At 70.3% G+C, this 22921-nt stretch carries 19 protein-coding genes; 12 read left to right on the forward strand and 7 right to left on the reverse strand.

Features of this window, described 5'->3' with window-relative positions:
• Window positions 1-37 precede the first annotated feature (37 nt).
• Window positions 38-4750, forward strand: a complete 4713-nt coding sequence (locus I4J89_RS41005; protein ID WP_230860459.1) for an ExeM/NucH family extracellular endonuclease — start codon at window positions 38-40, stop codon at window positions 4748-4750.
• Window positions 4751-4809: 59 nt separating this feature from the next.
• Here I4J89_RS41005 and I4J89_RS41010 read toward each other — a convergent pair whose 3' ends face one another.
• The 6 genes from I4J89_RS41010 to I4J89_RS41035 all read right to left on the reverse strand — a co-directional run bounded on the left by I4J89_RS41010 (window position 4810) and on the right by I4J89_RS41035 (window position 12471).
• Window positions 4810-5097, reverse strand: a complete 288-nt coding sequence (locus I4J89_RS41010) for a DUF3040 domain-containing protein (RefSeq protein ID WP_196419617.1) — start codon at window positions 5095-5097, stop codon at window positions 4810-4812.
• A 210-nt stretch (window positions 5098-5307) separates the two neighbouring features.
• Entirely contained in the window at window positions 5308-6501 is a 1194-nt protein-coding gene (locus I4J89_RS41015; RefSeq protein WP_196419618.1) for a bifunctional glycosyltransferase family 2/GtrA family protein, read from the reverse strand.
• A gap of 236 nt (window positions 6502-6737) precedes the next feature.
• Window positions 6738-8831: an ArnT family glycosyltransferase gene (locus tag I4J89_RS41020; RefSeq protein WP_196419619.1), complete on the reverse strand. Its 2094-nt coding sequence runs from the start codon at window positions 8829-8831 to the stop codon at window positions 6738-6740.
• 86 nt (window positions 8832-8917) lie between these two features.
• Complete coding sequence (locus I4J89_RS41025) at window positions 8918-9982, reverse strand: 3-deoxy-7-phosphoheptulonate synthase (protein WP_196419620.1); 1065 nt, start codon at window positions 9980-9982, stop codon at window positions 8918-8920.
• A gap of 205 nt (window positions 9983-10187) precedes the next feature.
• Window positions 10188-11732 carry a sensor histidine kinase gene (locus I4J89_RS41030; RefSeq protein ID WP_196419621.1) on the reverse strand — a complete coding sequence of 515 codons (1545 nt, stop codon included), beginning with the start codon at window positions 11730-11732 and terminating at the stop codon, window positions 10188-10190.
• 1 nt (window position 11733) lies between these two features.
• Window positions 11734-12471, reverse strand: coding sequence for a response regulator transcription factor (locus I4J89_RS41035; RefSeq protein WP_196419622.1), 738 nt, complete (start codon window positions 12469-12471; stop codon window positions 11734-11736).
• Window positions 12472-12624: 153 nt separating this feature from the next.
• On the opposite strand from I4J89_RS41035, the gene I4J89_RS41040 reads away from it, so the two are divergent.
• From I4J89_RS41040 to I4J89_RS41050, 3 genes are all read left to right on the forward strand, one after another.
• Window positions 12625-12843: a hypothetical protein gene (locus tag I4J89_RS41040; protein WP_196419623.1), complete on the forward strand. Its 219-nt coding sequence runs from the start codon at window positions 12625-12627 to the stop codon at window positions 12841-12843.
• Window positions 12844-12928: 85 nt separating this feature from the next.
• Window positions 12929-13300, forward strand: a complete 372-nt coding sequence (locus I4J89_RS41045) for a tetratricopeptide repeat protein (protein ID WP_196419624.1) — start codon at window positions 12929-12931, stop codon at window positions 13298-13300.
• A gap of 10 nt (window positions 13301-13310) precedes the next feature.
• Window positions 13311-13595 carry a Smr/MutS family protein gene (locus I4J89_RS41050; RefSeq protein ID WP_196419625.1) on the forward strand — a complete coding sequence of 95 codons (285 nt, stop codon included), beginning with the start codon at window positions 13311-13313 and terminating at the stop codon, window positions 13593-13595.
• Between the two features lie 29 nt (window positions 13596-13624).
• Here the strand turns inward: I4J89_RS41050 and I4J89_RS41055 are convergent, their stop codons facing one another.
• Window positions 13625-15976, reverse strand: coding sequence for a M28 family peptidase (locus I4J89_RS41055; protein ID WP_196419626.1), 2352 nt, complete (start codon window positions 15974-15976; stop codon window positions 13625-13627).
• A 74-nt stretch (window positions 15977-16050) separates the two neighbouring features.
• Here I4J89_RS41055 and I4J89_RS41060 point away from each other — a divergent pair, with 74 nt between their 5' ends.
• The 8 genes from I4J89_RS41060 (at window position 16051) to I4J89_RS41095 (ending at window position 22884) form a co-directional block, all read left to right on the forward strand.
• Window positions 16051-16407, forward strand: coding sequence for a hypothetical protein (locus I4J89_RS41060; RefSeq protein ID WP_196419627.1), 357 nt, complete (start codon window positions 16051-16053; stop codon window positions 16405-16407).
• A gap of 91 nt (window positions 16408-16498) precedes the next feature.
• Window positions 16499-17695 carry a PP2C family protein-serine/threonine phosphatase gene (locus I4J89_RS41065; protein WP_196419628.1) on the forward strand — a complete coding sequence of 399 codons (1197 nt, stop codon included), beginning with the start codon at window positions 16499-16501 and terminating at the stop codon, window positions 17693-17695.
• Window positions 17692-19290, forward strand: coding sequence for a sensor histidine kinase (locus I4J89_RS41070; protein WP_196419629.1), 1599 nt, complete (start codon window positions 17692-17694; stop codon window positions 19288-19290). The genes I4J89_RS41065 and I4J89_RS41070 overlap by 4 nt, the downstream gene beginning before the upstream one ends.
• Window positions 19280-19732 (forward strand): response regulator, encoded by a 453-nt coding sequence (locus I4J89_RS41075; RefSeq protein ID WP_196419630.1) that lies wholly within the window; start codon window positions 19280-19282, stop codon window positions 19730-19732. Before I4J89_RS41070 ends, I4J89_RS41075 begins: the two co-directional genes overlap by 11 nt.
• The gene (locus I4J89_RS41080) at window positions 19725-20546 is read left to right on the forward strand and encodes an inositol monophosphatase family protein (protein ID WP_196419631.1); all 822 of its coding nucleotides are present in this window, start codon (window positions 19725-19727) and stop codon (window positions 20544-20546) included. The genes I4J89_RS41075 and I4J89_RS41080 overlap by 8 nt, the downstream gene beginning before the upstream one ends.
• A gap of 9 nt (window positions 20547-20555) precedes the next feature.
• Window positions 20556-21329 (forward strand): SDR family NAD(P)-dependent oxidoreductase, encoded by a 774-nt coding sequence (locus I4J89_RS41085; RefSeq protein ID WP_196419632.1) that lies wholly within the window; start codon window positions 20556-20558, stop codon window positions 21327-21329.
• A 63-nt stretch (window positions 21330-21392) separates the two neighbouring features.
• A complete protein-coding gene (locus I4J89_RS41090) occupies window positions 21393-22400 on the forward strand; it encodes a coiled-coil domain-containing protein (RefSeq protein WP_309238696.1) in 1008 nt (335 codons plus the stop codon).
• 46 nt (window positions 22401-22446) lie between these two features.
• A complete protein-coding gene (locus tag I4J89_RS41095) occupies window positions 22447-22884 on the forward strand; it encodes a deaminase (protein ID WP_196419633.1) in 438 nt (145 codons plus the stop codon).
• The last annotated feature ends 37 nt before the right edge of the window (window positions 22885-22921 follow it).

Genomic DNA, 22921 nt, shown 5'->3' on the forward strand with positions numbered 1-22921 from the left:
CCAGTCAGCGTTGAGAGCCCGAACCGGGCTCCGTGCATTGGGTGCCACCGCCGTAGCCACCGCGCTCGGTCTCACTCTCGCCGGTCCGGCTCAAGCGGCCACCGACACGCCGTTCCTCAGCGAACTGCACTACGACAACACCAGCGCCGACAGCGGCGAGTCCGTTGAGATCGAGGCGCCCGCCGGGTTCGATCTGACCGGCTGGCAGGTCGTCTTCTACAACGGGTCCAACGGTCAGAGCTACGGCACCTCCACCTTGACCGGGGTCGTCCCGGCGGCGGGTGTGGTCGTCCAGGCGTTCGCCGGCATCCAGAACGGTGCCCCCGACGGCGTCGCGCTGGTGAAGCCGGACGGCACGGTGGCCGAGTTCCTCACGTACGAGGGCACGTTCGCCGCCACCAACGGCCCGGCGGCCGGCACGACCGGCGTCGGCATCGGAGTCTCCGAGTCCGAGGCCACCCCGGCCGGCCACTCGCTGCAGAAGGTCGGCGGCACCTGGCAGGCGGCCGCGGCGAGCAGCTTCGGCACGATCAACACCAAGCCCGAGGAGCCGGAGGAGCCGGAGGAGCCCGGCACCGGATGCACCACCGCGGTGACCCACACGATCGCCCAGGTGCAGGGCACCGGGGCGGCGACCGGCCTGGCCGGCTCGACGGTCACCGTCGAGGGCGTGGTGACCGCCGATCACCGCACCGGCGGCTACAACGGCGTCTACCTCCAGACCGCGGGCAGCGGCGGGGACCGTCCGGTCGCGGCCGGCACCGCGTCCGACGGCATCTTCGTCTACCTGACCTCGACCGCCGCCAACCACCCGTCGGTGGCCGTCGGCGACCTGGTCCGGGTGACCGGCGCGGTGAGCGAGTTCAACGCGCTCACCCAGATCACCATCGGCGCCAAGACCGACGTGCAGGTCTGCGCCACCGGCACCACGCTGCCCACCCCGGTCGCGCTGACGCTGCCGCTGGACGACGCGGCCCGCGAGTCGGCCGAGGGCATGCTGGTCGCGCCGCTCGGCACGTTCTCCGTGTCGGACGTCTACAACACCAACCGGTACGGCGAGATCATCCTGGCCGCCGGCGACACCCCGGCCCGGATCCCGACCGACGTCGCCCGGCCCGGCAGTGACGCCGCGAACCAGCAGAAGGCCGCCAACAAGGCCGGCCGAGTGCTGATCGACGACGCCCGGACCACCAACCTCGCCACGGCGGGTCTGGCCCCGGCGTACCTGACCAAGGACGACCCGGTCCGGGTCGGCGACGTGGTGGAGACGTTCGGCCCGAGCGTGCTGAGCTACGGCTTCAACGAGTGGCGTCTGCAGCCGGTGTCTCCGACCGCGCAGCTGAGCACTTTCAAGAACAGCAACCCGCGTACGGCCGCGCCGGCGAACGTCGGCGGCGACATCCGGGTGGCCAGCTTCAACGTGCTGAACTACTTCGTCCACTTCGGTGGCGAGGCGCGCGGTGCGACCGACGAGGCGGCGAAGGAGAAGCAGGAAGCGAAGATCGTCTCGGCGATCACCGCGCTGGACGCCGACGTGATCGCGCTCATGGAGATCGAGAACTCGGTCCGCTTCGAGGACAACGACCCGCAGCTGGCGCTGAAGACGCTGGTGGGTGCGCTCAACGAGGTCGACGGTGCGGGCACGTGGGACTACGTGCGGTCGCCGGCCGAGCTGCCGGGCGCGACCGAGCAGGACTACATCACCAGCGCGATCATCTTCAAGCCGGCCGCGGTGACGCCGAAGGGCCCGTCGAAGTCGGTCAACGACGAGACGGTCTGGGGCAACGCCCGCGAGCCGATCGCGCAGACCTTCACCGCCGGTGCGACCGACTTCACCGTGGTGGCGAACCACTTCAAGTCGAAGAGCGCCTCGGTGGCGCCGACCGGTGACAACGTCGACACCGGTGACGGACAGGGCGCCTACAACGGTGACCGGGTCCGCCAGGCGAACGCGCTGGCCACCTTCGTCGCGGGCCTCGGCACCGACAACGTGATCCTGCTGGGCGACTTCAACTCGTACTCCCAGGAGGACCCGCTCCAGGTGCTGTACGGGAAGGGCTTCACCAACCTGCACAAGCCGGGTCAGTACTCGTACGTCTTCGGCGGCGAGACCGGCTCTCTGGACCACGCGATCGCCACCCCGGCACTGGCCGCGAAGGTCACCGGCGTCGACATCTGGAACATCAACTCGGTCGAGTCGTTCGCCTACCAGTACGACGGTTACGGGCCGTTCTACTCCGCCAACCCGTACCGTTCCAGCGACCACGACCCGGTGGTCATCGGCCTGGAGACCGGTGCTACCGGCCCGGTCGACCTGCAGCTGCTCAGCATCAACGACTTCCACGGCCGGCTCGAGTCGCCGACCGCCGGCAACGGTGGCGCCGCTCAGCTCGTCGGGATGGTCGACCAGCTGCGTGCCGCCAACCCGAACACCGCCTGGATCTCGGCCGGTGACAACATCGGCGCGTCGACGTTCATCTCCGCGATCGACAACGACAACCCGACGATCGACGTGCTGAACGCGGGCGGCCTGGCCGTCTCCGCGGTCGGCAACCACGAGTTCGACAAGGGCCTCGCCGACCTGCTGGGCCGGGTCGAGACCCGGGCGAACTTCCCGTACCTGGCCGCCAACGTCTACAAGAACGGCGAGCGGGTGCTGCCCGGCTACGACGTGCAGAACCTGGGCGGCGTCAAGGTCGGCTACATCGGTGTGGTGACCGAGCAGACCGCCTCGCTGGTCAGCCCGGACGGCATCGCGGGCGTGGAGTTCCGCGACCCGATCGCCGAGACCAACGCGCTGGCGACCCAGCTCTCCGACGGCAACGCGGCCAACGGCGAGGCCGACGTGCTGGTGCTGCTGGCCCACGAGGGCGCGGCGACCGAGAACATCACCTCCGCGGAGACGCTGGCGGCCGACCCGGTCTTCGGTGACTTCACCCGGGTGAGCGCCGAGATCGACGCGATCTTCAGCGGTCACACCCACCAGCCGTACGCGTTCCAGGTCCCGGTGCCCGGCACCGACAAGACCCGTCCGGTGCTCCAGTCCGGCGACTACGGCCTGAAGCTCGGCAAGTCGGTCCTGACCTACGACCCGGCCACCAAGTCGGTGACCAAGTCGACCGCGGAGCTGCTGAACGTCACCGGTTACCCGTCGAACGCGACGGTTGCCGGGATCGTGACGAAGGCCAAGGAGACCGCCACCGAGCTGGGCAAGCAGCCTCTCGGCAAGATCACCGCGGACATCCTGCGGGCGTACAACGCGGCGGGCAACGAGGACCGGGGCTCTGAGTCGGTGCTCGGCAACTTCATCGCCGACGTGCAGCTGGACCAGACCAGCGACGCCGGTCGCGGTGGTGCGCAGATCGCCTTCATGAACCCGGGCGGCCTGCGGGCGGACCTGAAGTACGGCACCGACGGCACGATCACCTACTCGGCAGCCTTCGCCGTACAGCCGTTCTCGAACGACGTGGTCACCCAGACGCTCACCGGCGCCCAGATCAAGCAGGTGCTGGAGGAGCAGTGGCAGCCGGACGGCGCGTCCCGGCCGGTGCTGCACCTGGGCTCGTCGAAGGGCCTGACCTACTCGTACGACGTGAGCAAGCCCCGCGGGTCGAAGATCATCGCGTCGTCGCTCAAGCTGAACGGGGTCACCCTCGACCCGGCCGGCAAGTACCGGGTGACGTCGAACTCGTTCCTCGCCTCCGGCGGTGACAACTTCGCCACGCTCGGCAAGGGCACCGATCGCAAGACGACCGGCGACAACGACCTCACCATGCTGGTCAGCTACTTCGCCGAGCACTCGCCGATCACCGCCGACACCACGCCGCGCAGCACGCCCGGCGTCGAGGACACCACCGCACCGACGGGCACCTACGCCCTGAACGCGGCGGCGCTCTGGCCGGGCCAGGCGGTGACGCTCACCCAGAAGGCCGTCGCCGATGACGTGAGCACCCGGGTCGTCAACTGGGGCGACGGCAGCGCGCCGGAGACCCTGGCGGCGGACGCCACCTCGGCGACGCACACCTACGCGTCGGCGGGTAGCTACCCGGTGTCGGTGACCCTGACCGACAAGGCGGGCAACAGTGGCGCCGCGACGTTCGAGGGCTCGTCGACCGTGGTGGTGGCCGCCCAGGCGGGCGCGTTCACCGTCAACCCGAAGGTGATCTGGGAGACCGAGTCGACCGACCTCACCGTGACCGGGCTGACCGGTGCCACGGAGCTGAAGGTCAACTGGGGTGACGGAGTTACCACGACGGCGCCGGCGAGCAGCGCGACCGTGTCGCACGCGTACGCCAAGCCGGGGATCTTCCAGGTGAAGGTCACGCCGGTGAACCCGGCCGGTGCCGGTAAGACCGTCACGGCGGGCGTGGTCACGGTCCTGATGGACCTCTTCAAGCCGGAGGTCCGGCTGACCGAGCCGCGTCAGGCCAACCTGGCGTCGTCCTGGCAGACCGTGACCGGTACGGCGTACGACCTGGGCACCGGTGTCGCCGGGGTCGAGGTGAAGGTGGTCCAGGAGCGGTCCGGCAAGTGGTACTACTTCGCCGGTGGCAAGTGGGCGAAGGCGACCTCGGAGCGGGACGCCGCGGCCAAGGCTGAGGTGATCACCGCGGTTCCGAACGCCAAGGGCGTGTGGAGCCTCGGGCTCAGTGGTGTCGAGAAGGGCACTCTGAAGATCACTTACGCGGCGGAGGACAGGGTGGGTAACACCTCGCCCGCCAGGGTCTACACGACGAAGATCGTCAAGTAACACCGGAAGAGGAAGGCCCCTGCCGCTCGGCAGGGGCCTTCCTCTTCCGGTGCGTAACGCTAATCTCGCACTCGGTTGCGAGCCTGTCGCACTCGGAAAGCGGCCGCACTTGCCGTGACCGTCGCCCAGACGGCGAACCCGGTCGCGGCGATCCACCAGCCGGCCAGGCCGACCGCGACGGCGGCGACGGCGATCACGGCGGCGGCGATGAACAGAGGCAGAGGCGGGCGGCCAGGCGTGGAAACGCTGAAATTGCCGCCACCCATCCGGGCGCAAAAGTCGGGATCGTCCCGTTGGAGCTGGCGTTCGAGCTGTGCCAGCCGCCGACTGTCCTCTTTGCTGAGCATGTAGCTACCCTCCGGTCCGCCGCGCCGGCAAAGCATCGATCGAGAGCGAGCTATCCCGATCAGAGCCCATTGTTACCTCTGGATTGCATTTGTGATACGCCCGCGTGTGCCGTTTTTCCGCCCGATCCGACCCGTGCGGGAGAGGGCGGTCTCCCGCAACGGATACAACGGGCGAGTCGCTACTCGATGACGCGATTCGACCGATTGCGATCAGGATCGGAAGACCCAGACGCGCAACATGAGGAACCGCACGGCGGTTGCCAAGAGGTTGGCGAGCACCAACGCGGCGAGCTCCGCGGGCCGGGCGGGCGATGCCGTCACGGAGTGCAACAACGCCAGCGATCCACTGGTGAGCCCGAGACCGATGGCGAACACCACCAGCCCCTGCGCCTGATGCCGCCACGCGCCGCCTGTTCCGCGTACCCCGAAGGTGAAGCGGCGGTTGGCCGCGGTGTTCGCCACCGCGGTCACCAGCAGCGCGGTGACATTGGCCCACTGCGGCCCCAGTCCGGCCCGGAACAGGGCGTAAAGCACCAGATAGGCGAGCGTGCTGGCGACGCCGACACCCGCGAACCGGATCAGCTGGCCGGTCAGCCCGGCCGGATTCCGTCCGAGTTGCTCACGCAGCGCAGCGAGGGGTAGACGCCCGGTGCTCAGCGCCCGGGCCACCCGGGCGATCCCCTTGAGATCGGCCAGCGCCGTCGCCACGATGTCGACCCGGCTGTCCGGATCGTCCACCCAGTCGACCGGTACCTCGTGAATGCGCAGGCCGGCGCGTTCGGCCAGGACCAGCAACTCGGTGTCGAAGAACCAGCCGGGGTCCTCCACCATCGGCAGCAACCGCTCCGCGACGTCGGACCGGATCGCCTTGAACCCGCACTGCGCGTCGGAGAACCGGGCCGCCAGAGTGCCGCGCAGGATCAGGTTGTAACCCCGCGAGATGACCTCCCGCTTCGCCCCGCGTACCACCCGTGACCCGCGGGCCAGCCGGGAGCCGATCGCCAGGTCCGAGTGGCCGGAGATCAGCGGCGCCACCAGCGGCAGGAGCGCACCCAGATCGGTCGAGAGATCGACGTCCATGTAGGCCAGGACCGCGGCGTCCGACCGCGTCCAGACATGCTTCAGGGCACGGCCCCGGCCCTTCTCGGGCAGGTGCACGGCCGCCACCTCCGGGTACCGGCCGGCGAGCATCCGCGCGACCGTCGCGGTGGAGTCGACGCTGGCGTTGTCCGCGATCGTGATCCGGAACCGGTAGGGGAAATGCTCGACGAGGTACCCGCGCAGCCGGCGCACGCACGGTTCCAGGTCGGTCTCCTCGTTGTAGACCGGGACCACCACATCGAGAACCGGCGCGCTGACGCGGCGCGGTTCGGCATCCTGCGAAGGCAGCGTCGAAAGGCTCATGCGCCAAACGTCCGGGATTGGGCTTTGCTCCAATTAGGGGGATGCTGTGGGCATTCTTAGAGCCATTCCTTTGGTACGCCCAGTGGCTGGACAACCGCAGCCGACCCGTACCCCGCCTTCGGCGGCTACCGCCAACCACGCTGCGTGACCCAGACGTAGCGCACGCCGCGGCCGGCACCGCCTCAACGGCGGCCGGCCCGCGCCGGGTGGCGCGGGCCGGGTGATGAAGTGGATCGTCAGGTGGTGGGTGCCGTCAGGTCGTAGACGGTGGTGTTGCCGACCGTCTGGGCGGTGAAGTTGGCGGCCACCCACTCGCTGATCTGCGAGCTGTAGCTGCTGCCACCGTTGCCGCCGCTCCGGGCGAAGCCGCCGCCCCCGATGAAGTAGTGGATCTGGCCGTCCGCGACGTACTGCTGGAACTGGGCGAGGGTGGGTGACGGGTCGGTGCCGTTGAACCCGCCGACCGCCATCACCGGCTCCTCGGTGGCCAGCTGATAGCCGGAGGCGCTCTGCGATCCGATCGCGGCCGCGACCCAGGTGTACTGGTCGGCGTTCTGCTCGAGCAGCGCCTTCATCTCGTCACTGACCTCGGCGGCGTTGAGCAGGCCACCCATGCCACCGCCGCGAGCACCCCCGCCGTCCCGGCCACCGCCGTTGGTCCCGCCCTGCGCCGTGCCACCCGGCGTCGTGCCGCCCGGGGGAGCCGCGTTGCCGCCGCCTCCGGGGAGGCCGCCGCCTCCGGTCCGACCACCACCACCGGGGAAGCCGCCGCGGGTGCCGCCCCGGCCACCGCCCGGACCACCCCCGATGGCACCGGACACCGACGGCCCGGCGGACGGGATCGATCCGGTGTGCGGTTCCGACGCCGTCTGTAGCGCGTACGCCGCCGGTCCTGCCAGCGTCGCGCCCAGCGCGACCGCGGCAACCAGCAGGGCCAACCGCTGAGCCAGGCGGTAGGTCGCGACCACCGCGACCGCCGCCAGAAGGCCGACCACCAGCACCGGAAGGCGCAACCAGGGCAGGAAGTCGGCGCTGCGGCCCAGCAATGTGTACGACCACCACGCGGTAACCGCGATCGCCACACCGAGGGTGGCCGCCGCGAAGACGTTGCCCCGGTGCTTCCAGAGCAGCGCCGAGCCCATGGCGACCACCGCGCCCACCGCCGGCGCCAGCGCCACCGTGTAGTAGGCGTGGAAGATCCCCTGCATCGAACTGAAGATCAACCCGGTGACCAGCAGCCAGCCGCCCCAGACGATCAGCCCGGCCCGCTGCACGTCGGTCCGCGACCGCCGAGCCGTGATCACCAGCCCCGCCACCAGGACGATCAGCGCCGCCGGGAGCAACCACGAGATCTGCCCGCCCTGCCCGCTCTCGAAGAGCCGCAGCGGTCCGCCCTCACCCCACATGCCGCCGGCGTTGCCACCGGCGTTGCCGACGCTGCCGGTCTCGTCGCCGTTGAGCCGGCCCAGCCCGTTGTAGCCGAGGGTCAGCTCGAGCAGGCTGTTGTTCTGCGAACCGCCGATGTACGGCCGCGCCGACGCCGGCACCAGTTCGACGATGGCGATGTACCAGCCGGCCGACACCACCAGCGCGCCCAGAGCGAGCAGCAACTGCCAGATCCGTCTGCCCAGCTTCGGCGGCCCGCCGATCAGATAGGCGAGCCCGAAAGCGGGCACCACGAGCAGCGCTTGCAGCATCTTGGCGAGGAACGCGAAACCGACGAATACCCCGGCCAGCACGATCCACTTGGTGGCGCCGCTCTCGACGGCGCGCAGCGTCGCGTAGGCGCCCGCCACCATGAGGAAGACCAGCAGGGCATCCGGATTGTTGAAGCGGAACATCAGCACGGCCACCGGCGTGAGCGCGAAGACCGCCCCGGCGAGCAGCCCGGCCGCCGGCCCGGACGCACGCCGGACCGTGGCGTAGAGCAGGCCGGTGGTGGCGACGCCGAGCAGCGCCTGCGGCACCAGGATGCTCCACGAGCTGAGCCCGAAGATCCGTACCGAGAGCGCCATGATCCAGAGGGACGCGGGGGTCTTGTCGACGGTGATGGCGTTCGCCGCGTCGGACGAGCCGTAGAAGAAGGCTTGCCAGCTCTCCGACCCGGCCTGGACTGCGGCGGAATAGAACGCGTTCCCCCAGCCGGACTCGCCGAGCCCCCAGATGTAAAGGACCGCGGTGAGCACGAGGAGGGCGTAGAGGGACGGGCGGATCCAGGGTGCGTCCGAACAACCGAGGAGGTAACGCGCGGCGCCGGTGCGATCGCGCGGTGGCGGAGCGGGTGCCTCCGGGACTTCAGCGCCGGGCGCCTGCGGCAACAACAAGGTCATACATGCAACGATCGGCGGAGGCGCTGTCGGACCCTTGTGGCCTCGCTGGGCGGCCCCTGTGAACCGGGACCGCCCACGCGAAACAGTCAGACGGTGCGGCGCTTCGCCGACGCCGCGGCCAGCCGCTCCAGCACACCCACGGTCGTGTCCCAGCCCATGCAGGCGTCGGTGACCGACTGCCCGTACGTGAGCTCGCCGCCCAGGTCCTGCCGTCCCGGCTCGAGGAAACTCTCCAGCATCACGCCGCTGATCCCGCGCTGCCCGGCTTCCAGCTGCTGGGCCACGTCCTCGGCCACCACCGGCTGCCGCAGGTGGTCCTTGTTGCTGTTGCCGTGCGAGCAGTCGATCACCAGGCGCTCCGGCTCGCCGGCCTTGCGCAGCAGATCCAACGACGCCTGGACATCCGCGGCGCTGTAGTTCGGCTTGCCGCCGCCGCCACGCAGCACCAGGTGGCAATCCGGGTTGCCGGTGGTGTGCAGGATCGCCGGGGTGCCCGAGTAGTCGATACCGGGGAAGACGTGCTGCGCCGCGGCGGCCTGGATGGCGTCGACCGCGGTGGAGACGCTGCCGTCGGGGCGGTTCTTCATGCCGATCGGCATCGACAGGCCGGAGGCGAGCTGGCGGTGCACCTGCGACTCGACCGTACGCGCGCCGATGGCACCCCACGCCACGGTGTCCGCGATGTACTGCGGGGTGATCGGGTCGAGGAACTCGACACCCACCGGCAGGCCCCGGCCGACCACCTCGAGCAGCAGCTTGCGGGCGATCCGCAGGCCGGTGCCGACGTCGCCGGTGCCGTCCAGGCCCGGGTCCATGATCAGACCCTTCCAGCCGACCGTGGAGCGCGGCTTCTCGAAGTACACCCGCATCACGATCAGCAGGTCGTCGCTGAGCCGCTCGGCCTGTTTGCGCAGCAGCGAGGCGTACTCGCCGGCGGCCGCGACGTCGTGCACCGAACACGGGCCGACGACCGCGATCAGCCGCTGATCTCGGCCGTTCAGCACGTCTTCGACCTGCTTGCGCCCGGCCAGCACGGTGTCATGGAGGTCGGAGGTGAGCGGCAGCTCGTGGTGCAGCAGCGCCGGGCTCATCAGCGGGACGACCTTCTCGATGCGCTGGTCGCGGACGCGCTGAACCTCGGGGGCAGTCATTTTTGATCTCTCCTTCGCCGGCCGCCCGTGGGCGAGAGCCGGCTTGCTCGTCGCAAACAAAAAGGCAGCGACGTCGTCGCTGCCTCAGCCGGCTCTGGCGGGGGTGTCTCAGGTCATGCGGTCATGGCCGAGGCACCGGCGCGAGCCGGCCTCGTAAACCAATAGAACGACCATGCGTGAGACACGCCCGCCAGCATAGCCGCTCTCAGCTCGCCCGCTGTAACTCCTGGGGCTTTTGTTCAAGTGTTGGGATGAGCGGCAGCATGACGGTGAACACGGTCTGGCCGGGGCGGCTCTGCACGCCCACCTGGCCACCGTGTGAGGTCACCACCGCGTGCACGATCGACAGGCCCAGGCCGGTGCTGCCGGCGGCCCGCGACCGGGAGCTGTCACCGCGCGCGAACCGTTCGAAGATGCGCGGGGCCAGCTCCGGGTCGATACCGGGACCGTTGTCGCTCACCTGGATCACGGCGGCGTTCGGGACGGCGCCGACCCGCACGGTCACCGTCGAGCCCTCCGGCGTGTGGGTACGCGCATTGGCCAGCAGGTTCGCCAGCACCTGGTGCAGCCGGGCGCCGTCACCGATCACCGAGACCGGCTCCTGCGGCAGATCGAGCTGCCAGAAGTGGCGCGGCCCGGCGGCGTGCGCGTCGCTCGTCGCGTCGACGGCCAGCATGGTGAGGTCGACCGGGTCCTGGGCCAGCGGGCGGCCGGCGTCCAGACGGGCCAGCAGGAGCAGGTCCTCGACCAGCGTGGTCATCCGCTTCGCCTCGGACTCGACCCGGGTCAGCACGTGCGCGATCTCGTCCGGGACGACCTGGCGGCTGCGGCGGCTGAGCTCGGCGTACCCGCGGATCGCGGCGAGCGGGGTGCGCAGCTCGTGACTGGCGTCGGCGACGAACTGGCGTACCTGCATCTCGCTGGCGTGCCGGGCCTCCAGCGCGTTGCCGACGTGGTCCAGCATGCGGTTCAGCGCGGCGCCGACCTGGCCGACCTCGGTGCGCGGGTCGGTGTCGCCCTCGGGGACTCGCTGCGCGAGTCGCACCTCGCCGGCGTCGAGCTTCAGCTCGGAGACGCGGGTCGCGGTGGCTGCCACTCGATCAAGAGGCTTGAGAGTACGGCGGACGATGAGCGCCCCACCCCATCCGGCGATGATCAGTGAACCGGCGATCACACAGCCGGTGAACGCGGCGACCGTGACCAGAGTCGAGTTGACCTGGTCGAGGGAGATCCCGACGTAGTAGACCGTCCCGTCGTTCTTGACGACCTTGGTCATCCGGTAAGCGGGCAGGTCCCCGCCGAGGTCGACGTCGACGTTGCTGCCGTCTGCCGGCACCTCGGCCAGCACGATGGTCTTCTGCGCCCCGGTGAGATCGACGACCTCGTCGTTGGCGTCCTTGAACTTCACCACGCCGCCGGCGAGCGAGCCGTCGGAGGCCTGCTGCAGCACGATGGCGTCACCCGGGATGCCGCCAGGGAGGCCGTCACCCTGACCGGAAGGGGCGGGTTTGTCAGCCCAGTCGGTCGAGTTCGGGAACGGCCGGAAACCGATGCGCCGGGAGACGTCGTCCAGCTCTTTGTCGATCTGGCTGTGCAGCGACTTGTAGAGGTAGATCTCCGCGGTACTGCCGACGACCAGGCCCAGGACCGACAACAGGGCGATCATGATCGCCACCAGCCGGGTGCGCAAAGACCAGCCCGCCGGGCTCCGCCAGCGCGCAGGGCGGCTGTGGATCACGGCAGTGGCCATGTCAGTCGGCCGGCTTGAGCACGTAGCCCGCGCCCCGCATGGTGTGGATCATCGGCGCCCGGCCGGCGTCGATCTTCTTCCGCAGGTACGAGATGTACAGCTCCACGACGTTGGCCTGCCCGCCGAAGTCGTAGTTCCACACCCGGTCCAGGATCTGCGGCTTGCTCAGCACCCGGCGCGGGTTGCGCATCAGGTAGCGCAGCAGCTCGAACTCGGTGGCGGTCAGCGTGATCAGCTCACCGGCGCGGCAGACCTCGTGCGAGTCCTCGTCCAGCGTCAGGTCACCGACGACCAGCTGCGACTCGGTACGCATAGGCGCGTGTCCCATCCGCCGCATCAGCCCGCGCAGCCGGGCCACCACCTCTTCCAGGCTGAACGGCTTGGTCACGTAGTCGTCGCCGCCGGCGGTTAGCCCGGTGATCCGGTCCTCGACCGAGTCCTTCGCGGTCAGGAAGAGCACCGGGACCTCGGGGGTCTCCCCGCGCAGCCGGCGCAGCACCTCGAGCCCGTCGATGTCGGGCAGCATCATGTCCAGGACGACGGCGTCGGGGCGGAAGTCACGGGCGGTACGCACGGCGGTCATCCCGTCGCCCGCGCTGCGGACGTCCCAGCCCTCGTATCGCAGCGCCATCGAGAGCAGCTCGGCCAGGGTGGGCTCGTCGTCCACCACGAGCACCCGTACCGGGGTCCCGTCGGGCCGCCGGAGATCGGTGCTGGAGTCTGCGTTCGCCATCGTCATGCCCCTACTGTGCTGGGCGACGCTCTGCGCCGGCTTTCGGTTTCCTGTGTGCCAGCTGTGTCTCGGACACAGTTCGGCGCGCGATTCTCGGCCATGAGACATTCGCCGGTGTGGCATACCGGATCAAGGAGACAAAAGCCGCATGATGGATGGATGCGAAGCGGACCGAGACTGGCGGCGGTGTTGTCCGCGCTCGCCTTCCTCCTCCTCGCCCTCGTCCCGGTCTCCCCGGCGGCCGCGCAGGCAGAGCCCAAACCGGAGACGGTGGGTGCACCCGAACTGCCCGGCGGCGGAACCAGCCCGATGCTGCTCGCCGCGATCGGCGGCTACCTGCTGACCGGCGGCCTCGCGTTGCTGCTGCTCAGGCGCTGACCACCTGGATGGGGCGGAACACTCGCTGTACGCCGGATGTTATGCGAGCGTTGAGATCGGCGACGCGAGCGTGGGGAGTGAGCACGTGGATCTTCTCGAGGAGTACCGCAGGGCCACCTTCTTCTTCGAGTCCGGCGACCCGCTCGGTGCCGCCCGCCTGCTCGAACCGATAGTCGAGGCCGAGCCGCACAACACCGCGGTACGTCAGCTGCTGGCCCGGGCCTACTTCAACTCGGCACAGCTGAACGGCGCGGAAACGCAGCTCCGAGCCTTGATCGAGCATGATCCCTCGGATCACTACGCGCACCACGTGCTCGGCCGGACCCTGGAGCGGGCCGGCCGTTTTCGTGAGGCCCTGCCGCACCTGCGCCTGGCCGCCGCGATGAAGAGCCAGCCCGACTACCAGGAGGCCCTGCGCCGGGTCGAGACCTGGCTCGGCAAGAACAGCGCGGCGTAGGGTCTCGATCGTGAAGCTGAAGCTGGACCTGCACGACATCTTCAACAAGGGCCACGAGATCGATCGGGCCCTGCGCGGGATCATCGACGAGGCGATCGAGAAGAAGGCCACCCTCGTCGAGATCATCCCGGGCAAGGGCAGTGGCGCCCTGAAGAAGAAGGTGCTGCGCTTCCTCGACCAGCGAGAGATCAAGCAGCTCTATCACCGGGTCGAGAAGGACGGCGACAACTGGGGCCGCCTCTTCATCCACTTCCGCTTCAACGCGCCCACCGGTCGCCGCGGTCGCGGTCGATAACGCGGTACCGGAGGCCGTCGGCCGGAGCATCACAGCGTGTAGCTCTTGCCGACCGCCACCATCTCGCTGCTGTGCGAGCCGAGGACGCCGACCCCGTCCGGGCGGGTCCGGAAGCCGGGCATCTCGGTGACGTTGTCGCTGGCGTCCATCACGCGGAACCGGACCGGCTGGGTGCCGCGTACGGTCAGATCCACCTCGACGCCGCCCTCCGGCGGTGCGTGGAAGACGAAGCCGAAGCCCCAGCCGCCACCGGCCGCGCCGGTCGTTTCGATCGGCCGCCCGCCGACCGTCGCCGCGGTCACCTCGGTCCCGTCGGCCACGTGCAGGGTGACGAACCGGGCCGTCCGTTGCGGTGCGAGCCGGAGTCGCAGCGTCCGGCCGTCACCGGAACGGGTGTCCGCCACCAGAGTGAGATTCGGGGCGGGCAGGGTGGCCGCGGGCGCCGGCCCGCCGCGCAACGACTCGTCGCCGAAGGCCGGCAGCCACTCGGCGACCGTGGCCGGTTCCCCGGTGACGTACTGGGCGGTCCACTCCTGTGGATCAGCCTCCTCGCTGAGCCAGCGGGCGGTGCCGTTGTCCGCGTCGAGGGCGTACATGAGGTGGGTGAGTGACGGGTGCCGGGCGTCGAACCGGTCGACGACCAGGCCGGTCACGGTGCAGACCAGCACCGCGAGTGCCGCGGCCAGCGTGGGTACCGCGCCCCGCCGGCGGGCACGCAGCGCCTCCATCCCGCGGGCCCCGCCGGCCGCCGGGTGGATCAGGTCGACGACCGGTAGCAGTGCCAGAGCCAGCAGCACGGTGAGGAAGGCGCCGACGCCGGCCATCGGCATGCCCAGCGCCGGGAAGAGCATCCAGATCGTCGGCAGCAGGATCACGACCGGGACCACGGCTCCGGCCGCGATCACGGCGACGGCGACGGTGTCCGGGACGTGGATCGCCACCAGGCCGGCGAGCGCGCCGGCCAGCGCGGGCAGGGTGGCCAGGTAGGCGCCGCCGGGAGTGAACCCGGCGAGGACGACACCGAGTACGGCGAGCCAGCCCAGCCCGGCGACGGCCAGAGCGGCCGGGCCGATCCGGCGGCGCAGCAGGGCGTACCAGGCGAGGACCAGGGCCGCGGTCAGGGCGATCACCGCGAGCCGGTACCACAGTGGACGGTACGGGTCGATCGGCATCCCGGCGTACTCCGGCCGGATCAGGGTGAGCAGGGCCCACAGCCCCTGCGCGGCGGCCGGAGCGACCACGATCGGGATTAGGGTGAGCCCGGCGGCCGCCAGCATCCGCCGCCCGGTGCCGCGGCCCTGCCGGCGGACCAGCCAGGCCAGCGCGGCGACCGCGACCAGGGCGAGTACGGCGAGCGGCCACACCATCGTCCCCGGATACCGGACCAGCAACCCGGCGGCCGGGAAGTAGGTGGCGTCCCCGCCCTCGAGCGCGGTCAGATCGCGGCCACCCAGTTCCCGGGTGAGCGCCAGCGCGTTGTCGCCGTGGTGCTGGAGGCTGTCCCGGTCCATCGCCTCCGGCGTGTCGGTCGGCGCGTGGTAAACCGCCGCCCCGTCGATGTACGCCGAGTTCATCCCGGCGAACCGGTCGGCGGCGAGGAACGGGGTGAAGTCGGTGTCGTTCGGCAGCAGCCGGTAGATCTCCACCGCGAACGACGTGCCGACCGGGTACGGCACCTGCCCGTACGCCTCGACCAGCCGGCCATTCCCGTCCGACGTCTCGAACATGATCGCCGGACCGCTGCTGCCGCGTGCCTCGAAGTTCAGCACCACCCCGCCGTCGCGGGCCAGCGGATGCTGATCGACGAACGCCTGGGCACCGCAGAGGCACGCCTCCTCGGCGTCGGTCAGCACCAGCACCACGTCGTTGCGGAGCTTCCCGCTCGAGGTCAGGGCACGCGCGGTCTCCAGGATGGTGGCCGTGCCGGCGCCGTCGTCGTTGCCGCCGGGACCGACCTGCGCGGAGTCGTAGTGCGCGACCAGGAAGACCCGCCCGGTGGAGGCGGTGCCGGGGATCAGCGTGACCACGTTGCGTACCCGGGCCAGCCCGGTCCCGCCCGCGCTCGACGACAGCCGGCCGCCCTGGATCGAGACGGTGTCCTGCACCTCCGGGGCGAGGCCCAGGCCGCGCAGCGTCTGCACCAGGTGGTCGCGGACCCGGTCGTTCGCCGCGCTGCCGGCCGGATGCGGCGCGGAGGCGATGGCGCGTACCTGGGTGAAGGCGCGAGCCGCGCTGAACTCGTCCGCCGCAGCGGAGGCCGCCCGCTCGGCCGGCGGCAGGATCGCCCGCATCCCGGCGAGGCCGGCCAGGGCCAGTACGGCGAGGACGGAGGCCGCGGCGATCCCGCGGCGGGCCGGCCTGGTCAGGGCGTAGTCGCGCATGGGTGACATCTAAGCGCCCGGCAGGCCCGGCGGGTACCCCGAAGATCATTTCCCGCGTGGCATAGCGTGGTCCGGTGACTTCCCCGCTCGATCCAGCCGCCGTCATCGCGGAGTTCATCGACGCGGTGTCCCCGTACAACCCCCACCCGGACGCCGCGCCCGTCGCCGTCGTCGGCGTGCGCACCGCGCTCGGCGAGGACGTCTTCACCATGAGTGATCATGTGATCCGGGCGATGTGTCGCGCGCTCGCCGCCTACCGGGATCCGGAGGACCGCGGGAACTGCGTGGAGTGTGGCGGGCGCCACCTCGACGAGAATCTGCACTGCCGGGACTGCGGCCGGCTGCACGGCATCCTCGGTCAGGTGATCGCCGAGCACGCCCGGCGGGTCGCCGCGGACAGCACCGGCCAGGACGCGACGGATCCGAGATGAGCGCAGGTCACGAGGTGATGACCAGAGTTGTGCGCCCGGGCCGAGTGGTACACGATTTGCGGGTCACCTATGCGTCGAGTGGGGAATCGGAATGACGGAGCGGTCGCTCGCGCCCCGCAGGTACGCGGCGAACCAGCTGGAGAGATTGCGGATCCTGCTCGTCGAGGACGACGAGGGTGACGCCTTCCTGGTTCGAGAGTTGCTCAGCGAGGCGGAGGCACCGTTCGACCTGACCATCGCCAGCAGCCTCCGGGAGGCACAGAACCTGCTGGTCGGCGTCGAGTGCGTGCTCCTCGATCTGGGCCTGCCCGACGCCGAGGGCATCGACGGCCTGCGCAAGCTGCTCGCCGTCGCGGGCAGTGCCGCGGTCTGCGTGCTCACCGGGCGATCCGACGAACACCTCGGTGTCCAGGCGGTCGCCGAGGGCGCCCAGGACTATCTGGTCAAGGGCCAGGTCGACGGGGTGCTGCTGATCCGTTCGCTGCGCTACGCGGTGGAGCGCAAGCGGGCCGACGAGAACGCCCGGCTGCTGCGCGAGGTGGAGTTGCGGCAGGCCGAGTCGGCGCGCCTGGAACGGGGTCTGCTGCCGCAGCCGTTGATGCAGACCACCGAGGTCGCGGTCGAGCCGTTCTACCGCTCCGGCCGGGCGATGGGCCTGCTCGGCGGCGACTTCTACGACGTGGTGCAGGTCGGCGACGACCGGCTGCATGTGATCGTCGGCGACGTCTGCGGACACGGCGTGGACGAGGCGGCGCTCGGCGTCGAATTGCGAGTGGCCTGGCGTGCGCTGGTGCTGGCCGGTGTCCCCGAGGAGCAGGTGCTGCCCTCGCTGGAGCAGGTGCTGATGTCCGAACGCCGGGCCCGTGAGGTGTTCGCCACGGTGGCGGCGGCCAGCATCGATCTGCCGGGGAACCGCGCGACCGTACGCCTTGCGGGTCATCCACCGCCCGTCGTGCTCTCCGGTGGGCGGGTGGCACCGGTCGCCGCGCGTACCGGCATCGTCCTCGGGGTACGACCTACTCCCACGCCCGCGACGGAGTTGGAGTTCACCGGTCATGACTGGTCCCTGCTGATGTACACCGACGGACTGATCGAGGGCCACACCGGCGTCGGCAACGAGCGGCTCGACGTGGACGGGCTCTGCAAGCTGCTGGACGAGCCGGCCGCCCGTGACGTGGCGATACCGGCCCTGCCCGCGTGGCTGGTGAACCGCGCCGACCAGGACAACGGCGGCCCGCTCACCGACGACGTGGCGATGCTGCTGATCTCCCGGGGTGGTGGCCGGTGACCGTGTTCGACGCCCGGCGCTGGAGTCTCCGGCAGCGCATCGCCGCCCTCTGCGTGGTGGTCGGCGTGGTGCTCGGCGTGCTTGGCGTGTTCGCGGTGCTCACCGGGGCGAACACCAACCGCCATCTGGACGACGTGCTCGATCGGGTGGGCCCGATGCGCGCGGCCGGCGAGACGTTGAACACCGCGCTGGTGGATCAGGAGACCGGCGTACGTGGCTACGCGATCACCGGCGGGATGGACAACCTCAGGCCGTACCAGAAGGGGCTTGCCGAGGAGACCGAGCAGCTGGCGCGGATCGAGCGCCTGCTGCGCCCCGGCGACGAGGAAATCCGGACGGCGCTGGTGGACGTGCGGTCCCGGGCCGTGACCTGGCGGGCGGAGGTCGCCGAACCGGTCATCCAGGCGGCGGGCTCGGGCAACCTGGAGAAAGCGCGCCAGCTCGTGGAGCAGGCCGACACCCGCGACTTCGACCAGCTCCGGGCATCGGTGGAGCGGATGCAAGGGCACATCCAGACTCTGCGTACGGAGTCGGCGACGGCGGCCCGGGATTCGAGCTCGACCATGGTCGCGATCCAGATCGCCGCCGCGGCGATCATCGTGCTGGCCGGGGCGCTTCTGCTGTTCCTGCTGGACCGCCTCGTCAGCCGCCCGATCGTGGAGCTGGCGAATCAGGTGCGCGAGGTCGCGGCCGGCGACTACGACCGGCACATCGCCAGCCCGAACGGCTCGCCGGACCTGGTGGCCCTCTCCGCGGACATCGACCGGATGCGGCAGCAGATCGCCAGCGAGCTGGCCGAGGTACGCACCGCCCGTGGCCAGGTCGAGTGGGTGAACCAGCAACTCCAGTCGCAGGCCGAGGAGTTGACCCGGTCAAACCGCGACCTGGAGCAGTTCGCGTACGTCGCCTCGCACGACCTGCAGGAGCCGCTGCGCAAGGTGGCCAGCTTCTGCCAGCTCCTCCAGCGCCGGTACGCCGGACAGCTCGACGACCGCGCGGACCAGTACATCGCGTTCGCGGTGGACGGCGCCCAGCGCATGCAGCGGCTCATCAACGACCTGCTGGCGTTCTCCCGGATCGGTCGGCTCACCAGCGGGTTCACCGAGGTCGACCTGGCCAAGGTGCTGGGCGAGGTGCGATCGCAGCTGGAACAGCGGGCCGGGGAGAGCGCCGAGATCACCTGGTCCGAGATGCCCACTGTGGAGGGTGAGGAGCCGCTGCTCACCACCCTCTTCGTGAACCTGATCGGCAACTCGCTGAAGTTCCGCCGTCCCGACGTGCCGCCGGTGGTGCGGATCACCGCGGAACGCGAGGCCGGCGAGTGGCGGGTGAACGTCCGGGACAACGGGATCGGCATCGAGGCCGAGTTCGCCGACAAGGTCTTCGTGATCTTCCAGCGGCTGCACGCGCGGGATGCGTACGAGGGCACCGGCATCGGACTGGCGATCGTCAAGAAGATCGTCGAATACCATGGCGGGCGGATCTGGCTGGACGTCGACGTTCCGGAAGGCGCGTCGATCTGGTTCACGCTCCCGGTGCTGCCGGGTACGGAGTCGCTGGAAAGCACGGGAGAGCTGGTGGGAAATGAGCGCTGACCGGGAGAGTGGCACGCCGATCGAGGTGCTGCTGGTGGAGGACGACCCCGGCGACGTCCTGATGACTCAGGAGGCGTTCGAGGAGCACAAGGTGCGCAACCGGCTCACCGTGGTCTCCGACGGCGCGGAGGCGCTCTCCTACCTGCGCCGCGAGGGCCAGTTCACGAACGCGGTCCGCCCCGACCTGATCCTGCTCGACCTGAACCTGCCGAAGCGGGACGGCCGGGAGGTGCTCGAGGAGATCAAGAAGGACGACGAGCTGGGCCGGATCCCGGTCGTGGTGCTCACCACCTCCTCGGCCGACGAGGACATCCTGCGCAGCTACCAGTTGCACGCGAACGCGTACGTGACCAAGCCGGTGGACTTCGAGCGCTTCATCGCCGTCATCCGCCAGATCGACGAGTTCTTCGTCAGCGTCGTGAAGTTGCCGCCGCGTGCTTGATCAGGTCGCCGAGCTCGTCCGCGAGGTAGCACACACCGTCGTCCTGCCCCGCTTCCGGCGGCTGGCCGACGACGAGGTGAGCCAGAAGGCGCCCGGTGACCTGGTCACCATCGCCGATCAGGAGTCGGAGCGGGCGCTGACCCGCGGCCTCACCGCGCTGCTGCCCGGCTCCGTGGTGGTCGGCGAGGAGGCGGTCGCGGCCGACCCGGCCGTGCGTGACCGGATCGGCGCCGGCGGGGCGGTCTGGATCGTGGACCCGGTCGACGGCACCAACAACTTCGCCGCCGGCCGGACACCGTTCTGCGTGATGGTCGCCCTGGTCAATGACGGTGAGACGACGGCGGCGTGGATTCTCGACGTGGTCGGGGACCATCTGACGGTGGCCGAGGCGGGCTCCGGCGCGTACCGCGATGGGGTCCGCGTCAAGACCCGGACCGACGACCCGGGTGCCGCGTCGCTGCACGGCGTCGTCTCGCACAAGTACCTTCCGGAGGACCTGCGGCAGCAGGTCCGTGCGAACGCCGCCGGCCTGGGCGGTCATACCGCCGGGCGGCACTGCGCCGGGTACGAGTACCCGGCGATCGCCACCGACGAGCAGCAGTTCGGGATGTTCTGGCGGATCCTGCCGTGGGATCACACCCCCGGCTCGCTCATCGTCCGCGAGGCCGGCGGTGTGGTGCGCCATCTCGACGGCACCGAGTACCGCCCGGTCAATCACCAGCGGGGCCTGCTCGTGGCGGCGAACGCGGAGATCTGGGACACGGTTCACGGCACGCTGTTCCCGGACGGTTCGCCGGACGTCGATCCCACCTAGGGTGCGAGCATGAGCGCGTACCTTGATGATCTTTTCGGGTTGGGCGGGCGCACCGCCGTGGTGACCGGCGGCAGCTCCGGGATCGGCCGTGCGATGGCGATCGCGCTCGGCCGCGCCGGAGCGCGGATCGTGGTGGTGGCCCGGCGCGAAGCGCCGATGGCCGAGGTGGTGGCCGAGCTGCGCGATCACGGCGCCGAGGCGGACGCGATCTCCGCGGACCTCGCCGATCGCACGGCCGTCAAGGCCGTCGCCACGAAGATCATTGAGGGGTACGGGGAACCCGACATCCTGGTCAACTCGGCGGCGGTCAACCTGCGCCCGCCGCTCGACGAGCTCACCGACGACGACTGGGATCTGACGCTGGCCGCCAACCTCACCGCGCCGTTCCTGCTCGGGCAGGCGTTCGGGCCGGCCATGGCACGCCGGGGCTGGGGCCGGATCATCAACGTGGTCTCGCAGCAGGCGTTCCGGGCGTACGGGAACAGCGGCGCCTACGGAGCGGCGAAGGCCGGTCTGGTCGGGCTGACCCGCTCGCAGGCCGAGGCGTGGTCGCGGCACGGCGTCTGCTGCAACGCGGTCGCGCCCGGTGTGGTGCACACGCCGCTGACCGAGCCGGTCTTCGGCGATCCCACGAAAGTGGCCGCGCACGCGGCCCGGACGATGATCGGCCGCAACGGTTTGCCGACCGATTTCGCCGGTTGTGCGGTGTTCCTGGCGAGTGCTGCTGGGCAGGCGGTAACCGGCCAGACACTCTTCGTCGACGGCGGCTATTCGGCCACCTGAGCGATCTCCCTTTCACCAGGTCCGGCACGGTAAAGTACCGGCGCTTAGGACTTGGAGGTATTCGTGGCGGCCACTTTTCCGCGCCGGTGCACCGCCCTGCTGGCTCTTCTCGTGGTCACCGTTTCGGTGCTCCTCGGCGTGCCCGCCTCGGCGGCGCCGGCCGATCCCGAGGGCGGTACGAAAAAGCTCCGCACCGCGCTGGAGACCGCGGCCAAGGGCTACGACCAGGCGAAGAACAAACTGGCCGCCTCCAAGAGTCGTCAGAAGCAGCTGGCGGCCACGCTCAAGCAGTCCGAGGCGAACGCCGCGCTGCTGACCAAGCGGGTCAACGCGGTGGCGAACCGGTCGTACCAGCTGGGCCGGATCAGCACCGTGACGCTGCTGCTGAACAGCGCCTCGCCGGACGACTTCATCGAGAAGGTGCAGAGCCTCGACGTGCTCGCCCAGGTCGACGGCAGCACCCTCGCCGCCTACCAGGCCGACATCGACACCGCCAAGCAGGCCCAGCTCGCGCTGACCGCCGAGATCGCCGAGCAGAAGCGGCAGGTCAACGTGATGGCCCGGAAGAAGCGGGAGGCCGAGCTCGCCCTGGCCGAGGTCGGTGGCGGTGCGGCCGGCGGCTTCGTCTCGGCGAACTCCCCGGCGGCCAAGCCGGCGCCACGCAACTCTGACGGGTCGTGGCCGAAGGAGTCCTGCACGGTGAAGGACCCGACCTCTGGCGGGTGCATCACGCCGCGCACGCTGCACGCGTACCAGGAGGCGAAGAGCGACGGGTTCAAGCGCTACACGGTGTGCTGGAGCGAGCGGTCGTCCGGGGAGCACCCGAAGGGCCGGGCATGCGACTTCTCGTCGGCGGTCGGCACGTTCAAGAACGCGGCGGCGACCGGAGACGACAAGTCCTACGGTGATGGGCTTGCCGCCTACTTCGTGAAGAACGCGGACAAGCTCGGCGTGATGTATGTGATCTGGTACCGGCAGATCTGGATGCCGAGCACCGGCTGGCGGGCGTACAGCGCGAGCGGTGGACCGGCGGCGGTGCACACCAACCACGTACACCTCTCGATGCTCTGAACCCGGCCGGCTTTCGCCGGCCGGCTCCGGGATAGCGTTTCCGGTCATGGACGACCAGCGGTGGATGCGACGCGCCGTCGAACTGACGCACCTCTGCCCCCGCTCGGAGACCGCCTTCGCCGTCGGAGCGGTGATCGTCTCCTCGGGTGTGGAGATCGCCTCCGGATATTCGCGGGACACCGACCCGTATGTGCACGCCGAGGAGTCGGCCCTGCTCAGGGCCGCCGGCGACGCCCGGCTGCGGGAAGCGACGCTCTACAGCACGCTGGAGCCCTGCTCCAAGCGGGGCAGCCGGCCGCACGCCACCTGCGTGAGCCTGATCATCGCGGCCGGCATCCCGCGCGTGGTGATCGCCTGGCGGGAGCCGGACATCTTCGTCACCTGCGAGGGGATCGCCCTGCTGACCGCCGCCGGCGTCGAAGTCGTCGAACTGCCGGAGTTCGCCGGGCCGGCCATGGAGGCGAACGCGCACCTGATCGGCTGAGCGGCCTGCCGATCCCGGCCCGGTGCCGGGGCGCCGG

It is taken from the genome of Actinoplanes aureus (genome assembly GCF_015704865.1).
In the GTDB taxonomy this organism is placed as follows: domain Bacteria; phylum Actinomycetota; class Actinomycetes; order Mycobacteriales; family Micromonosporaceae; genus Actinoplanes; species Actinoplanes aureus.

Bases quoted from the DNA above. Each gene is read 5' to 3' on its own strand.
- I4J89_RS41010 (WP_196419617.1), bottom strand. From the start codon at position 5,097: ATGCTCAGCAAAGAGGACAGTCGGCGGCTGGCACAGCTCGAACGCCAG.
- I4J89_RS41015 (WP_196419618.1), bottom strand. From the start codon at position 6,501: ATGAGCCTTTCGACGCTGCCTTCGCAGGATGCCGAACCGCGCCGCGTC.
- I4J89_RS41020 (WP_196419619.1), bottom strand. From the start codon at position 8,831: ATGACCTTGTTGTTGCCGCAGGCGCCCGGCGCTGAAGTCCCGGAGGCA.
- I4J89_RS41025 (WP_196419620.1), bottom strand. From the start codon at position 9,982: ATGACTGCCCCCGAGGTTCAGCGCGTCCGCGACCAGCGCATCGAGAAG.
- I4J89_RS41030 (WP_196419621.1), bottom strand. From the start codon at position 11,732: ATGGCCACTGCCGTGATCCACAGCCGCCCTGCGCGCTGGCGGAGCCCG.
- I4J89_RS41035 (WP_196419622.1), bottom strand. From the start codon at position 12,471: ATGACGATGGCGAACGCAGACTCCAGCACCGATCTCCGGCGGCCCGAC.
- I4J89_RS41040 (WP_196419623.1), top strand. From the start codon at position 12,625: ATGCGAAGCGGACCGAGACTGGCGGCGGTGTTGTCCGCGCTCGCCTTC.
- I4J89_RS41055 (WP_196419626.1), bottom strand. From the start codon at position 15,976: ATGCGCGACTACGCCCTGACCAGGCCGGCCCGCCGCGGGATCGCCGCG.
- I4J89_RS41065 (WP_196419628.1), top strand. From the start codon at position 16,499: ATGACGGAGCGGTCGCTCGCGCCCCGCAGGTACGCGGCGAACCAGCTG.
- I4J89_RS41075 (WP_196419630.1), top strand. From the start codon at position 19,280: ATGAGCGCTGACCGGGAGAGTGGCACGCCGATCGAGGTGCTGCTGGTG.
- I4J89_RS41085 (WP_196419632.1), top strand. From the start codon at position 20,556: ATGAGCGCGTACCTTGATGATCTTTTCGGGTTGGGCGGGCGCACCGCC.
- I4J89_RS41095 (WP_196419633.1), top strand. From the start codon at position 22,447: ATGGACGACCAGCGGTGGATGCGACGCGCCGTCGAACTGACGCACCTC.